The organism is Streptomyces sp. S.PB5, from assembly GCF_030403745.1.
GTDB lineage: Bacteria > Actinomycetota > Actinomycetes > Streptomycetales > Streptomycetaceae > Streptomyces.
Genome location: NZ_JAQMWP010000010.1, coordinates 18,539 through 32,480, shown reverse-complemented (window position 1 = coordinate 32,480; position 13,942 = coordinate 18,539). Strand labels below are relative to the sequence as shown.

Below are 13,942 nucleotides of genomic sequence, written 5' to 3'. Positions count from 1 at the left end.
CCGACCGATCAGCTGTCGACGCGCAGCGTGAACCCGACTCCTTCCAGGGCGAGTTCACGCAGCCACTCCTCCGACCGGGCCGCCGTCTCGGCGGCGCGGTGCAGGCCGGGCGGCAGCGAGCCGTCCAGGATGTGGCCGACGCCGAGGGCGAGGGTGCGGGAGACACAGCGGGCCATCGCGCTCTCCTCCTCGTCCCCCACCAGGTCCAGCAGATAGCTGCCCGACCAGGCCTCCCCCTCCGGGCCGCGCACATCGAGCGACACGGCGAGGACGACCCGGTCGCGATCGGCGTCCGTGGTGGGGTAGGCGGCCGCCAACTCCCTTGCCAGCGCGGCGATCCGGGCGTCGTCGCCGCCCTTGAGCTCCTCGAGGACGGCGTCCCAGGCCCGCAGCCAGCCCTCCAGACGCAGGGTGCCCCGTACGAAGGTCCGCGGCTTCCAGGCGGGCGGCATCCCGTACTGCTCGACGAACGGGACGCTGTCGCGGTTCGGGTAGACCTCGAAGTCCTCACCGTCCACGACATGCCGCCGGGTCGCCTCCCACGGCCGCCCGACGGTGGTCTCGGCACCGTCCTCGATGTAACGGGCGGGCGAGCGCAAGGCGTTGAGGACCCCGAGAGGTGCCCAGCTGAACCGGTACCGGAAGTCGTTCGGCACCGCCGGGACGCCGCCGCAGTAGGAGGTGAGGCGGTAGGAGGCCGCCGTGCCGTCGCCGATCGCCTCCCGGGCGCGGGAGACCAGACTGTGGGCGAAGAGGTGGTCGATGCCCGGGTCGAGCCCGGCCTCGGTGAGGACGGTGATCCCGGCCGCGGCAGCCGCGGGCACCTGCTCGAGGACCGCGTCGGACACATAGCTGGAGCAGGCGAAGTGGGCCTTGTGGGCGACGCAGGCGGCCAGGATCCCGGCGTGCTCCGGGGCGGGCAGCATCGACACCACGACGTCCCCGGGCGCGAGGTCCTTCCTGAGCGCGTCGAGCGTGTACGCGCGGGGCTCGGCGCGGCCGGTGAGATCCAGCCGGCCGAGGGCCTCGGCCGCGCGCTCCTCGGTGCGGTGCCACACCCGTACCCGCTCGGCCGTGTCGCACAGCCGGGCCAGTCCGCTGCCCGTGGACAGCCCGGTGCCGATCCAGTGGACGGTGCCGCTCGCCGGAACCAGCTCAGACATCCCGCAACTCCCCTTCCGCGATGCCGAGTTCACGGCACGTCCGATGGAACCGGTCCAGAGCTCGCTGCCACGGCCCGCCGGTCCCGAAGCCGAGCAGCAGGGGCAGCAGCTGTCCGGAGAAGTCGGTGCTCGACTCCTTCGGCAGGAGCGACGGCAGGTTGTCGATGGCGATGAGGTCCAGCGGGGGCTCCTTGCGGAGGCTGCGTACCGGGTCGTCCCACTCGGTGGTGCGGTCGTAGACCGGCAGCACGTTCAGGGGCGAGCCGACGTCACAGGTGACGTCGCAGAGGGTGCGCAGCCGGCGGGTGGGGTCGTCGAGGTCAGCTTCCCTCAGGAAGGGCGGGACCGGGGTGGTGGCGAGGACGCAGTTGACCATCATGTCGTGGTCCAGCAGGGCCCGTCGGTCCAGGTCACGGGTCTCGGCGAGGTCCCAGCAGGTGGGGTCGATCCCGGCCTCCCGGAGGGCGTCGTGGGCGCCCCGGCCGCTGCGGCCCAGTGCGCCGATCACCAGCGCGCGGAACTCCTCGTCCCCGGCGGCGGGCCGGAGGGTCTCGTCGAGCTCCTCCTTGGAGGTGGGCGCGAGCGGCGCGCCGAGCCGGCCCCGGTGTCGGAGCACCGCCAGGGCGGCGCCCAGATAGCCGGCCCAGTAGCCGAAGGCGGCGAGCCGGCGCCCGTGGTCGTCGACCAGGTACTCCAGGTCGAGGAGGACCCCTCCCCCGGCGGCGAACCGGCCGAGGAGCTCCGCGGCACCGGGCTGCTGCTTGTAGGCGTGCCCGAAGAAGATGTGCCGGTGCGGCAACTCGGCGGGGGCGTCCGGGAGTTCCTTAAGACCGAGGACGACCGCGTCCGTCGGCGCCGACACCCAGGAGCCCGCGGGTGCGACGCGGGCGCCGACCGCCTCGTACTCCTCGACGGGGAAGATCCGCTGCGGGGAGTCCTCCACCGTCAGGGTCACCCCGCTCTCGACGAGCCGCCGGGCGTCGGACGGCACGACGGGGGTGCGCCGTTCGGTGGATCGGACCTCGTGGCGCAGCCACAGGTGGAGCTCGGTCATACGCAGTTGGCCTCCGGGCGCGGGGCGTCGGCCGCGAACCGGCCGGCGTTCAACGGGCTGACGTCCACGAAGGGTACGCGGCCCAGGCACAGGTCGCGGACGACCTCGCCGACGGCCGGTCCCTGGAGGAAGCCGTGCCCCGAGAAGCCGGTTGCATACAGAAAGCGGGATACCGAAGTCGCCTCGCCGATCAGGGCGTTGCGGTCCGGGGTGACCTCGTACAGGCCCGCCCAGCCGCCCGTGCGGCGCAGGTCGAGGAGGGACGGGGCGCGGTGCTCCATGGCGGCGGCGAGGCGGGGGATCCAGCGGTCGTGGGTGTCGGTGGCGAAGCCGGGGCGTTCGTCGGGGTCGGACATGCCGAGGAGGAGGCCGGGTCCCTCGCGGTGGAAGTAGAGGCTCGTGGCGAAGTCGATGGTGAAGGGGAGGCCCGGTGGCAGGCCCTCGACCGGTTCGGTGACCGCGATCTGGCGGCGTAACGGCTCGACGGGCAGATCCACGCCCGCCATCTTCCCGACGGCCCGCGACCAGGCGCCGGCCGCGCAGATCACCGTGCCGGTGCCGATGGTGCCGAGGGTGGTCTCGACGGCGGTGATGGTGCCGCCGTGCCGGGTGATGCCGGTGACCTCGGTGTGCCGCAGGATGCGGGCGCCCAGGGCGCGGGCGGCGGAGGCGTAGCCGTGGACGACGGCCTCGGGGGTGCAGTGGCCGTCGTCGGGCGAGAAGGCGGCGGCGAGCAGTCCTTCGGTGCGGATCAGCGGGGAGAGCTTGCGGGCCTCTTTGACGGTGAGCATGCGGCTGGGCACGCCCAGCGCGTTCTGCAGGCGCACGCTCGCCTCGAAGGAGGCCACGTCCTCGGGCGTCGACAGCAGGAACAGATAGCCGGATCGGTGCAGGCCGATGTCGTACCCGGTCTCCTCCTCGAACCGGCCGAACGCCTCCAGGCTGCGGGCGCCGAGCTGGATGTTGAGCTCGTCGGAGAACTGGGCCCGCACCCCGCCCGCCGCCTTCGAGGTGGAACCGGAGGCCAGTTCGTCCCGTTCGACGAGGACCACGTCGCGGACTCCGGCGGCGGCGAGATGGTAGGCGATGCTGGTGCCCATCACTCCGCCGCCGATCACGACGGCGTTTGCCTGCAGTCTCACGGGCGGGCCTCCCAGGGGGTGTCGGGGTCGTCGCCCCCTCTTCCTGTCCGTACTGCCGTGCCCGTAATCAGGACAGGTGCGCGACCGCGTCCAGGTGCGGAAGATGGTGGTCGAGGCGTTCCCGCTTGGTGCGCAGATAGGTGATGTTGCTCTCGCAGGGCGGTATCAGCAGCGGCACGGTCTCGGCGACCTTGATGCCGTGCTGCATCAACGCCTCGCGCTTGTCGGGGTTGTTGGACATCAGCCGCACCGACTGCACGCCCAGGTCGTGCAGCATCCCGGCGGCGACCCCGTAGTCGCGGGCGTCCACCGGCAGGCCGAGGGCGAGGTTCGCCTCGACGGTGTCCAGGCCCTCCGCCTGCAGGGCCATCGCGCGCAGCTTGGCGAGCAGACCGATGCCGCGGCCCTCGTGGCCCCTCAGGTAGACGACGATGCCGCTGCCTTCGGCGACGACGGCCCGCAGCGCCGAGTCCAGCTGCTCGCCGCACTCGCAGTGCCGGGAGCCGAAGGCGTCACCGGTCAGGCATTCGGAGTGCAGCCGGACCAGGACGTCCTCCGTGCCGATCTCGCCGTGCACCAGGGCCACTTGCTCGTCACCGCGGTCGTGGTCGAGGTACCCGACCGCCCGGAATTCCCCGTACACGGTGGGCAGCGGAGCATTCACGACGCGTTCGACGCCCGTGCGCTGTGGAGACTTCTTGCCGAGTACGCCAATTTTATCTGTCATGATTCTCGAGTTCCTAAGCAGAGACGAAAGGCCGTGAAAGAATGAGTGGTTCGCAAACGCGGTCGGCGGAGCACGGTACGTTGCCGGCGGACACCACGGAAGACGTACGGACGCGGGGCGCGGGTGTCTCACGACAGGTCGCCGTCCTTCCCGTCGGAAGCTTCGAACAGCACGGCCCGTACCTCCCGCTCGCGACCGACACACTGGTCGCGTGCGCCGTCGCCCGGGAGATCGCCGCGGCGTACCCGGTCCATCTGCTCCCTCCGGTGACGATCTCCTGCTCGCACGAGCACGCGGCGTGGCCGGGAACCGTCAGCATCTCCTCGGTGACCCTTCACTCGGTGGTACGGGACATAGCGGCTTCGCTCCGCCGCTCCGGCGTCGAGGCCCTGGTGGTGGTCAACGGGCACGGCGGAAACTACGTACTGGGCAACGTCGTTCAGGAATCCTCCGCGCGCGGCGAGCGGATGGCGCTCTTCCCGGCCGCGGAGGACTGGGAGACCGCACGCGAGCGGGCGGGGGTGGCCACCTCGCTGCTCACCGACATGCACGCGGGGGAAATCGAGACCTCCGTCCTTCTGCACGCGTCTCCCGAATTCGTCCGGCCCGGTTATGAGACCTCCGATTTCGTCGCCGACGACCGACGTCATCTGCTCACCCTCGGTATGTCCGCCTATACGGATTCCGGTGTCATTGGCCGTCCTTCGCTGGGTTCGGCGGAAAAGGGCAAAGCACTGCTGGCGAGCCTGGCGGATTCCTTCGGCGCGTATTTCTCACTGCTCACCGCAGAAGGCTCCGAGGGCTCCGAAGGGGATGCGTCCGCAGACGCGGGACGCGGATAGCGGGCGAGCAGCACCAGGACGCCGGGCAGGCTCGCCACGAGGCTGAGCACCCCGTAGACGACGGCGACGGCCAGCCCGCTGCTCGCACCGAGGCCGGCCGCGCCGAACGCCCACGCGGTGACGCCCTCTCGGGGGCCCCAGCCGCCGACGTTGAGCGGCAGCCCCATGGCGAGCAGGGCCAGCACGGCGATCGGCAGCAGTACGGCGACGGAGGCCGCGGAACCGGCGACGCGGGCGGCGAGCACGAACATCGCGAGATGCCCGGCTAGCACGACGGCGGAGGACAGCGCGACACCGGGTCCGTTCCGCCGCGACAGCAGCCCCTCCCGCGCCTCGCGCAGGGCCTTGCCGGCACGCGCGGGCGCCCGGTTCATCCGCAGGGCGAGTACGACGGCCAGGGCGCCCAGCGCGGCGAGGATCAGCAGCGGGGCGATGTGCCGGGCCTGGGTGAGCACCGGTGACGGCATGGTGAGCAGCACGCCGGCGCCGACGACCGCCAGCGCGATCTGCCCGGCGACCCGTTCGAGGACGACGGCCCGTACGCAGCGGCCGAGTTCCTGGGTGCTCCGCCCGTGCCGGACGGCCCGGTGCACATCGCCGAGGACGCCGCCGGGGAGCGCGGCGTTGAGGAACAGGGCCCGGTAGTACGCGGCCACGGCCTCCCCCAGGGGCAACCGGATCTCGAGACCGCGGGCGACCAACTGCCAGCGCCAGGCGCTGAACACGGTGGTGACCACGCCGATCCCGAGCGCGGCGACGACGGTCGCGGTGTCGATCCGCCGCAGCCCTTCGACGAACACGCCGGTGCCGAGCCGCCACAGCAGGACGGCGAGGATGACCGCGCCGACCGCGCTGCCGAAGTGGGTGCGCACGGCAGGGGAGTTGAGGCGGGTGAGAAGGGTTCGCCACCAGGGGGTGCCGGAGGTCGTCGCCCGGTCGGGGCGGGGCATGGAGACGATCACGCCGATGCGGTCCGCGGAGACGGCCACGGGGGGCGGGGGGACGGCTTTGGCGGGCGGGAGGAGGGCGACGGCGGGGCGGGGGGCGGGACCGTGGGTCGCCGCGGTGTCGCCGTACCGTTCCTTCGTCGCCGTACCCCGCGAGCGGCCGGCCGCGTCCGCCGCCGTGGGGACCGCCGTGGCGGCCGGCGGATCGGCAGCGCCCGCCCCCGTGGCCGTCGGGCGGTCGGCCGCACCCTTCGCCGTACCGGCCGAGAGGTCCGCCGTCCCCTTCACCGACACCGTCACGTCCACCGGCGTGGCCGACACCCGGCCGCGCCCCCGCGCCGGCACCGCCCGTCCGGCCCACCGCCTGCGCCGCGCGGGCCCGCGCTCTCCCGCGTGGGCCGCCCGTACCGTCTCCACGCTCATGCCGTGCCGCCCGTCGGCCGGGACAGTGCCAGCAGGTCGGTGTGGTGGACGACGACGTTCAGTTCCCCGGTCTCACAGGCCTCCAGGCGCTCGCGGAGATAGCGTTCCGCGCGCTCGGCGAGCTGCGGGCGTTCCTCCACCGCGGCGCCGACCCAGCCGCGCAGCCACTGGGCGGTGAGGGCGGACTCGGCGGGACCGAGGCGCCAGGGGCTCGGGTTGAGACGTACGGTCGCGCCGCGGTCGGAGAACGCCTCGCAGGCCACGGTGATCGCGTCCGGGCCGAGCAGGCCGGAGCGGCGCTGGTGGGCGTTGAACGCGTCGGCGATCTCGCCGTCCAGCGGGTCGGACGGGGTCAGTTCCACGCGCCCGGCGACGGAGAGCGTCAGCAGGGCCGGGCAGCCCGCGCCCGTGCAGGCGGCGGCGAGGGTCTCGATCTCCTCGCGGGTGAGGACGTCGAGGAGGGCGGAGGCGGTCACCAGGGACGCGCCGGCGAGGGCGTCCGGGGTCAGCCGGGCGACGTCGCCGCGCCGTGTCTCGACGGTGACGCGGCTGCCGTCGGCGGCGACGCGCGGGGAGGCGACGGCGGCGAAGTGCAGGAGGTAGGGGTCGCGGTCGTGCAGCACCCAGTGCTGGGGGCCGTCGAGGCGCGGCGCGAGCCAGCGTCCCATCGAACCGGTCCCGCACCCGAGGTCGTGCACCACGATCCCGGCCTTCCCCGGCAGATTGGCGAGCCTGATCCGCAGCGGGTCGAGCAGGTCCAGCGCCCGCGCCCCCGCGTCGGCGGGCTCCCGCAGCTCCAGCCACTCCGGCGCGTACCGCGGCGGCTCCTCCGGCCCGTCCTCCCGCAACCGCACGGTGGCCCGCTCACCGGGACGCACGGCGGGACCGGCGCCGGGGATGACGGAGGGGGAGCCGGCGTCGGGGGTCACGGACCGGGCAGCGGCGTCAGGGCCCACCGGCCCGGTGCCCGCATCCCCGGTACCGGTCGCCCCCGGTGTCGTCGCCACGTCCCGCGGCCCCGCCTGCGTCGGGATCTTCCCGCCGCGCTGCTTTGTCACAGCCGTCTTCCTCATGCCGCCCTCCTGGGTTCGCTCGGCAGTCGGCTCAGTACTCCGGCCAGGCTGCGGGCCGTGGTCGCCCAGCCGTCCAGGGCGGCCCGCCGGCCCCGGGCAGCCGCCTTGAGGCGACGTCGTACGTCCGCCTCGCCGAACCAGCCGCGCAGTTCCGCGGCGAGGGCGGCGGGGTCCTCCGGCGGGACGAGGATGCCGGGCACGCCGCCGTCGGGGGCGCGGCCGACCGCCTCGGGAAGGCCGCCGACATCCGTGGCCAGCACCGGGATGCCGCGGGCGAGCGCCTCGGTGACCGCCATGCCGTAGGTCTCGGCGTAGGAGGTCAGCACCATCAGGTCGGCCGCGGCATAGCTCGCGTCGAGTTCGGCGCCCGCCTGCGGCCCCGCCAGGTGCAGCCGGTCCTCCAGGCCGTACTTCCCGATCAGGGACCGCAAGCCGGCCACGTACTCGGGGTCCTGGCCGAGGCCGCCCACGCAAGAGCAGCTCCACGGCAGGTCCCGGACCGCCGCGAGCGCCTCGACCAGCCGGTGCTGGCCCTTGCGCGGGGTGACGGCCGCGACGCACAGCAGGCGTGAGACGCCGTCCGTGCCGGGGGCCGGCGGGGCGATGTCGGCGCCGGGGGCGGCGACATGGACCCGGTCGGGGGCGAGGCCGTGGTGCGAGACGAGGCGGCGGACCGCCCAGTCGCTGGTGGCGATCACCGCGGGGACGGCACGCAGGACCGTACGCTCCTTGGCGTCCAACTCGGCGGCCAGCAGTGGCTCCAGGCCGGTCTCGTCGCCGAGCGGGAGGTGCACCAGGACCGCGATCCCCAGGCGTTCCGCCTCCGGGACGACGATCTCCGGTACCCCGCAGGCGACCAGGCCGTCCATCAGCACGACGGTGCCGTCCGGCAACTCCCGCAGCACCCGGGCGAGTTCCGCACGGGCCGTCGCGCCCGGCCGGGGCCACTCCCCCGCCACCGCGTGCTTGTGGACCTGCCAGCCGAAGCCCGGCAGATCCAGACTCACCCGCCGGTCATAGGCGTTGCCGCCGCTCGGGGTGGCCGGGTCGTCGACGCCGCCCGGCATGACGAAGTGCACGGAGCGCAGGGACATGGGGATGATGTCCGCGTTCTTCAGGGCCGAGTGCTGCACGGGCACATAGCCGAGGGCCGCCTGCGGGGCCTTCTCCAGGGTCACGTCGGTCACAGGGCACGCTCGTAACTCGCCCACGCGACATGCGACTCGTGCAGCGTGACGCCGATCGCGGCGATCCCCCGGGCACCTTCGCCGAGCGCGCCCTTCTCGATGCGCTCGGCGAGCCGGTCCGCGATCACCTTGGCGAGGAACTCCGTCGAGGTGTTGATCCCGGCGAAGTCGGGCTCGTTGTCGAGGTTGCGGTAGTTCAGCTCGCTGACGACAGCGCCCAGTTCCTGCGTGGCCAGTCCGATGTCGACGACGATGTTGTCGTCGTCCAGCTGCTCCCGCCGGAAGGTGGCGTCCACGAGGAACGTCGCTCCGTGCAGGCGCTGCGCGGGGCCGAAGACCTCGCCGCGGAAGCTGTGGGCGATCATGATGTGATCGCGGACGGTGACACTGAACAACGGACGACCCTCCAGGTGCGGCGCCTCTGATCCCTCCGACCCTGATCGCCGGCGGGATGCCGAGTAGTACGGCTCTTCGCTTCCCCGTGTTCAGCCGTCTCTCACTCTTTTCTCAGGTCAGGCGCTCTTGCCGTACCTCACGCGGTGACAAAGGGCAGGAATTTCCCCGTCAGCGAGCATGGGCATCACCCGTGGCAGCTCTTCGAACGCGCTTTCTCCCGTCACGAGCGCGTCGAGCGCCGGATCGGCGAGGAGTTCGAGGGCGAGAGCGAGTCGGTCGGCGTAGGTACGGCTCGCGCGGCGGGCCGGGGAGACGGTGCCGACCTGGCTGCTGCGGACGACGAGCCGCCGCGAGTGGAAGGCCTCGCCCAGCGGGAGGCTGACCCGCCGGTCGCCGTACCAGCTCAGTTCGAGGACCGTGCCCTCGGGCCTCAGCAGCTCCAGGGCGCGGGCCAGTCCCTGTTCGGCGGCGCTGGCGTGGACGACGAGATCGCACTCCCCGAGCGCGTCCGCGGGCAGCGCGAAGCCGACGCCGAGCGCCTCGGCGACCTTCGCCCGCGCCGGATCGGCGTCGACCAACTGGATGCGCACGCCGGGGAAGCGGGCCAGCAGCGCGGCCACCGAGCAGCCGACCATGCCGCCGCCGACCACGGCGATCCGGTCGCCGACCAGCGGCGCCGCGTCCCACAGGGCGTTCACGGCCGTCTCGACGGTGCCGGCGAGGATCGCCCGTTCGGCGGGCACGTCGTCGGGTACCCGGGTCACGGCAGTCACCGGTACGACGTACCGCGTCTGGTGCGGGTAGAGGCAGAAGACCGTACGGCCGAGCAGGTCCGCCGGGCCCTCCTCGACCTCTCCGACGCTGAGGTAGCCGTACTTCACCGGCGCCGGGAAGTCGCCCTCCTGGAAGGGCGCCCGCATCACCGCGTGCTGGCTGTGGGGGACCCCGCCGCGGAAGACGAGGGTCTCGGTGCCGCGGCTGACTCCGGAGTACAGGGCGCGGACCAGCACCTCGTCATGGGAGGGGGCCGGAAGAGTCACCTCACGTATCTCTCCTTCACCCGGACTGCGTAGCCAGAACGCGCGTGCGGTGCGCTTCATCCGCATCCTCCTGAACGCTTGGGAAGTAGTTCACGTACCGAGGTGTGCACAGGTCGCGCACAGTACGCGGCGTTGATCGACTCTGTCACACGGCCGGAGGATGTTCGGTGGCCCTGAACAACACTTACGACGCAAGGCTGGTCCAGCAGGAGACCGCTGTGGGAGCGGGTGTACAGATCCTGTTGCTGGCTCTGCTCGGGACGGCGATCGGCATGGGACCGGCGGGCTGGCTGACCGGTCTCGTCTTCGCCGTCGCCACCTGGGCGGTGCTCTCCCGGGCCCTGCACCGCCACCGTCCGCGCTCCTTCGGCCCCGCCAACCGGGTGACGCTCGGTCGTTCGATCCTGGTCGGCGGGGTGACGGCACTGGTCGCCGACTCCTTCCAGAGCTCGCCGCCGATCACGGTCTTCGTCGGGCTGACGGCCGTCGCCCTGATCCTCGACGGCGTCGACGGCAAGGTCGCCCGCCGCACCGGCACCTCCACCGCGCTGGGCGCGCGCTTCGACATGGAGGTCGACGCGTTCCTGATCCTGGTGCTGAGCGTGTACGTCGCGATGCAGCACGGCCCGTGGGTCCTGCTGATCGGCGGCATGCGCTACGCGTTCGTCGCCGCCGCCCGCGTCTGGAGCTGGCTCAACGCCCCGCTCCCGCCGAGCACGGCCCGCAAGACGGTGGCCGCGCTCCAGGGTGTGTTCCTGCTGCTCGCCGCCTCCGGCTTCCTCCCGCACACCCTGGAGTTCGCGGTCGTCGCGACGGCGCTGGGCGCGCTGGTGTGGTCGTTCGGGCGGGACATCCTGTGGCTGTACCGCACCTCCCGCATCGAGCGGATCGTGGTGGAGGACGTGCGCGAGCTCGTCGCCGGATGAGCTGATGAGCTATGGCCGCCGCGGCAGCAGCGCGATCGCCGCGACCGGTACGACGGCCAGCACCAGCCAGGGCACGGCCGCCGGCAGTCCGCTGTCGAGGAGTGTGCCGGTGAGCGAGCTGCCGGCCAGCACGACGAGGCCGGACACCGAGGACAGCGCCCCGGTGTAGAGCCCGAGCCGCCCCTCCTCGGCGAGATCGGGAACCCAGGCGCGGGCCACGGGCGCGACGAGCATCTGGCCGAAGGTCAGCAGCACGACGAAGCCGGCCGCGGGCAGCAGCCCCGCCGGCCGCCCGATCGCCACGAGCGTGAACCCGGCGGCGATGAGCAGCAGTCCGGCCACCATGGACCGGCGCGGCGACAGCCGGTCCCCCACCCACCGGGTGACGGGCAGCTGGGCGGTCACCACCAGCAGCGAGGACAGGGCGAACAGCCAGCCCAGCGCGGACTGGGAGCCGGTGGCCCGTTCCACCTCGGCGGGCAGGGCGAGATAGAGCTGGTTGTAGGCGAGCAGGTAGGCGCCGTAGGCACCGCACAGCGCGAGGAACCGCCGGTTGCGCACCAACACCCTTATCCCGCCCTCGACCCGGACCGGCTGCCGTCCGGGAATGTGCTGGGGCAGCAGCCACGCGTGTCCGGCGAGCACGAGCACGAAGATCCCGGCACCGGCGAGGCACACGGTCCGGAAGTCCGCCGACAGCAGCAGCGCACCGAGCAACGGCCCGACGAACGCGCCCGCTTGACCGGCCACGGTGAACAGCGCGAGGACCCGGGTACGGGATCCCCCGCCCTCCTCCTCGTGCACGACGGCCTGCCGGGCCACCTCGGACTCGACGGCCGGCGAGAACAGCGCGGCGGCGAACCCGATGAGCAGGACGGCCCCGATGACAGCCCAGGTCGCCTCCGCGTACCCGAGCCAGGCGAACCCGGCGATCCGCAGCGCACATCCCGCGAGCACGACCGGCCTGATCCCGTACCGGTCGGCCAGCGCCCCGCCCACCACGAACAGTCCCTGCTGGCTGAAGGTCCTGAGCCCCAGCACGAACCCGACCATCCAGCCCGCCATCCCCACCGCGGTGCCGAGATGCTCGGACAGGAACGGCAGCACGGCGAAGAAGCCGACGTTGAAGGCGAGCTGGGTGAGGATCAGCAGATGGAGCAGCGGCGACAGTCGGACGCGGCTCGGGTCCTTGCGCAGGACGGTCGCGATCGCGCTCATCGGCTCCCCACCAATTCCCTTGTACGAGGCTGCTGTTCGGGTTCGGTCGCGGGCGGGCGCGACTTGCGGCGCGGTCGGCGCACACCGCCCGCTGCGGTGACCGCCAACGCGCCGAGCAGGGCGAGGGCGGCGGCCGGGGCGAGGACGGCCCAGGGGGCGCGTTCGGCGTAGGGCTGGTTCTCGGCGAGGAGCAGGCCCCACTCCGGGGCGGGCGGCTGGGCGCCGAGGCCGAGGAAGGCGAGGGAGGCGAGGGCGAGGGCGATGCCGGGGAGCCGCAGGAGGGCGTGGCGGGTGACGGGCGGCAGGACGGCGGGGAGCAGTTCATGGCGCAGCAGGTGCCAGGGGCCGGCGCCGAGGCCGCGGGTGGCGGTGATGTGGAGGGCGGCGCGTTCCTGGCGGAGCAGGGCGGAGGTGTGGGCGGCGAGGGGCGCCCAGGCGACGGCGCCGACGGCGAGGGCGGGGGTGGCGGGGCCGCTGCCGGCGACCGCGGTGACCAGGAGGGCGACCAGGACGGGCGGCAGGGCGGTGACCGTGTCGACGAGCGGGCCGGACAGGCGGGGCAGCAGGCCGAGGAGCACACCGGTGAGCAGGGCGGCGGCGCCGATCACGAGGGCGAGGAGGAGGGTTTCGAGGGCGCCGTGGGCGACGCGGGCGAGGACGTCCCGGCCGAGGGCGTCAGTGCCGAAGGGGCGGGTGAGGGAGGGGGCTTGAAGGCGTTCGCCGGTGTCGAGGGCGAGGGGGTCACGGGGGAGGCCGAGCGCGATGACGACCGCCAGCAGTCCACCGTATGCAAAAGGCTGTATATCGCGAACACGCTGTATACCGCCGACTGTCGGCTTCGGGCCGTGCAGCGACGGCAGGGCGCCGTCCCTTAGCGCCGTGCCGATGAGCAGACGGGTGGTGAGGGCGGCGAGGCCCGCGAAGGCGGCCGCGAGGAGGACGAGGGTGAGGGTGCCGGCCTGGAGGACGGGGAGGTCCTGGGCGAGGGCGGCCCGCAGGGTGGTGCGGCCGAGGCCGGGTATGTCGAAGATCTGCTCCACCGCGACCGAGCCACCGGTCAGACCGACCGCGAACAGGCCCGTGTTCGGCAGGAGTCCGGGCAGACAGCGGCGCAGGGCCTGACGGGCGATGGTGCGGCCGGGCAGTCCGCGGGCGGTGGCGGCCGTCGCCCAGGGTTCGGCGAAGGCGCCGGGGAGCAGGTCGTCGAGGAGGCGGCCGAGGACGGCCCCGGCGGGGAGGCCGAGGGCGAGAGCGGGGAGGACCGTCCACCGGGGGCCGTACCAGCCCAGCGCGGGGAGCCAGCCGAGCTGGACGCCGACGACGGTGGCGAGCACGGACGCGGTGAGGAACTCGGGGAGTGCGGCGAGGACGGCCGAACCGCTGCCGCCGGGGCGACGGCCACCCAGCCGTCGGTGCGCGCCCAGCCACAGGGTGCGGGCGCAGACCAGCGCGGCCGTGAGGGCGGCGACCACCAGGGCCGCCGCCATCAACAGCAGGGACGCGCCCAGCGCTTGGAGCACGGCGGGCGCGACGTCGGTGCCGGAGATCCACGACTGTCCCGCGTCCCCGCGCCACAGTCCGCCCAGCCACCGGCCGAGGAGGTGGAACGGGCCGTCGTCCAGGCCCAGTCGGCCCCGGATGTCGGCCAGCACCTGCGGGTCGGGGTCGCGTTCGGCCGAGCGGGCCTTCAGCACGGTCAGTGCCGGGTCCGTGCGGGTCAGCCACGGCAGCAGGCCGATGGCGCACACCAGGGCGGCGGCGATCCCGGCCCGCCACAGGAGCGTGGCCGCTTGCTGCCGCACGG

General features: G+C 73.3%; 12 protein-coding genes and 1 pseudogene. 2 read left to right on the top strand and 11 right to left on the bottom strand.

The annotated features are described in order from the left end of the window. Nucleotides 1-8 precede the first annotated feature (8 nt). From PH203_RS25965 to ribA, 4 genes are all read right to left on the bottom strand, one after another. Nucleotides 9-1,163 (bottom strand): saccharopine dehydrogenase family protein, encoded by a 1,155-nt coding sequence (locus tag PH203_RS25965; RefSeq protein ID WP_289922909.1) that lies wholly within the window; start codon nucleotides 1,161-1,163, stop codon nucleotides 9-11. Then, complete coding sequence (locus PH203_RS25960; RefSeq protein ID WP_289922908.1) at nucleotides 1,156-2,217, bottom strand: saccharopine dehydrogenase; 1,062 nt, start codon at nucleotides 2,215-2,217, stop codon at nucleotides 1,156-1,158. Before PH203_RS25960 ends, PH203_RS25965 begins: the two co-directional genes overlap by 8 nt. Continuing rightward, a complete protein-coding gene (locus PH203_RS25955; protein WP_289922907.1) occupies nucleotides 2,214-3,359 on the bottom strand; it encodes an FAD-binding oxidoreductase in 1,146 nt (381 codons plus the stop codon). The genes PH203_RS25960 and PH203_RS25955 overlap by 4 nt, the downstream gene beginning before the upstream one ends. A gap of 67 nt (nucleotides 3,360-3,426) precedes the next feature. Then, nucleotides 3,427-4,086 carry a GTP cyclohydrolase II gene (gene ribA / locus PH203_RS25950; RefSeq protein ID WP_289922906.1) on the bottom strand — a complete coding sequence of 220 codons (660 nt, stop codon included), beginning with the start codon at nucleotides 4,084-4,086 and terminating at the stop codon, nucleotides 3,427-3,429. A gap of 41 nt (nucleotides 4,087-4,127) precedes the next feature. On the opposite strand from ribA, the gene PH203_RS25945 reads away from it, so the two are divergent. Beyond that, entirely contained in the window at nucleotides 4,128-4,928 is an 801-nt protein-coding gene (locus tag PH203_RS25945; RefSeq protein WP_354671261.1) for a creatininase family protein, read from the top strand. A gap of 80 nt (nucleotides 4,929-5,008) precedes the next feature. Here the strand turns inward: PH203_RS25945 and PH203_RS25940 are convergent. From PH203_RS25940 to PH203_RS25920, 5 genes and pseudogenes are all read right to left on the bottom strand, one after another. Continuing rightward, nucleotides 5,009-5,878 (bottom strand): annotated as a pseudogene (locus PH203_RS25940) (lysylphosphatidylglycerol synthase transmembrane domain-containing protein); the annotation flags it as partial. A gap of 416 nt (nucleotides 5,879-6,294) precedes the next feature. Next, complete coding sequence (locus PH203_RS25935; protein ID WP_289922905.1) at nucleotides 6,295-7,371, bottom strand: class I SAM-dependent methyltransferase; 1,077 nt, start codon at nucleotides 7,369-7,371, stop codon at nucleotides 6,295-6,297. Further along, nucleotides 7,368-8,558, bottom strand: coding sequence for a glycosyltransferase family 4 protein (locus tag PH203_RS25930; RefSeq protein ID WP_289922904.1), 1,191 nt, complete (start codon nucleotides 8,556-8,558; stop codon nucleotides 7,368-7,370). The genes PH203_RS25935 and PH203_RS25930 overlap by 4 nt, the downstream gene beginning before the upstream one ends. Continuing rightward, nucleotides 8,555-8,953, bottom strand: coding sequence for a 6-carboxytetrahydropterin synthase (locus PH203_RS25925; protein ID WP_289922903.1), 399 nt, complete (start codon nucleotides 8,951-8,953; stop codon nucleotides 8,555-8,557). The genes PH203_RS25930 and PH203_RS25925 overlap by 4 nt, the downstream gene beginning before the upstream one ends. Before the next feature lie 117 nt (nucleotides 8,954-9,070). Then, entirely contained in the window at nucleotides 9,071-10,054 is a 984-nt protein-coding gene (locus PH203_RS25920) for a zinc-binding alcohol dehydrogenase (RefSeq protein WP_289922902.1), read from the bottom strand. Between the two features lie 107 nt (nucleotides 10,055-10,161). Here PH203_RS25920 and PH203_RS25915 point away from each other — a divergent pair, with 107 nt between their 5' ends. Beyond that, nucleotides 10,162-10,920 carry a CDP-alcohol phosphatidyltransferase family protein gene (locus tag PH203_RS25915; protein WP_289922901.1) on the top strand — a complete coding sequence of 253 codons (759 nt, stop codon included), beginning with the start codon at nucleotides 10,162-10,164 and terminating at the stop codon, nucleotides 10,918-10,920. A 9-nt stretch (nucleotides 10,921-10,929) separates the two neighbouring features. Here the strand turns inward: PH203_RS25915 and PH203_RS25910 are convergent, their stop codons facing one another. Both PH203_RS25910 and PH203_RS25905 read right to left on the bottom strand, forming a co-directional pair. After that, nucleotides 10,930-12,138: an MFS transporter gene (locus tag PH203_RS25910; RefSeq protein WP_289922900.1), complete on the bottom strand. Its 1,209-nt coding sequence runs from the start codon at nucleotides 12,136-12,138 to the stop codon at nucleotides 10,930-10,932. Then, nucleotides 12,135-13,940 carry an ABC transporter permease subunit gene (locus tag PH203_RS25905; RefSeq protein WP_289922899.1) on the bottom strand — a complete coding sequence of 602 codons (1,806 nt, stop codon included), beginning with the start codon at nucleotides 13,938-13,940 and terminating at the stop codon, nucleotides 12,135-12,137. The genes PH203_RS25910 and PH203_RS25905 overlap by 4 nt, the downstream gene beginning before the upstream one ends. Between the last annotated feature and the right edge of the window lie 2 nt (nucleotides 13,941-13,942).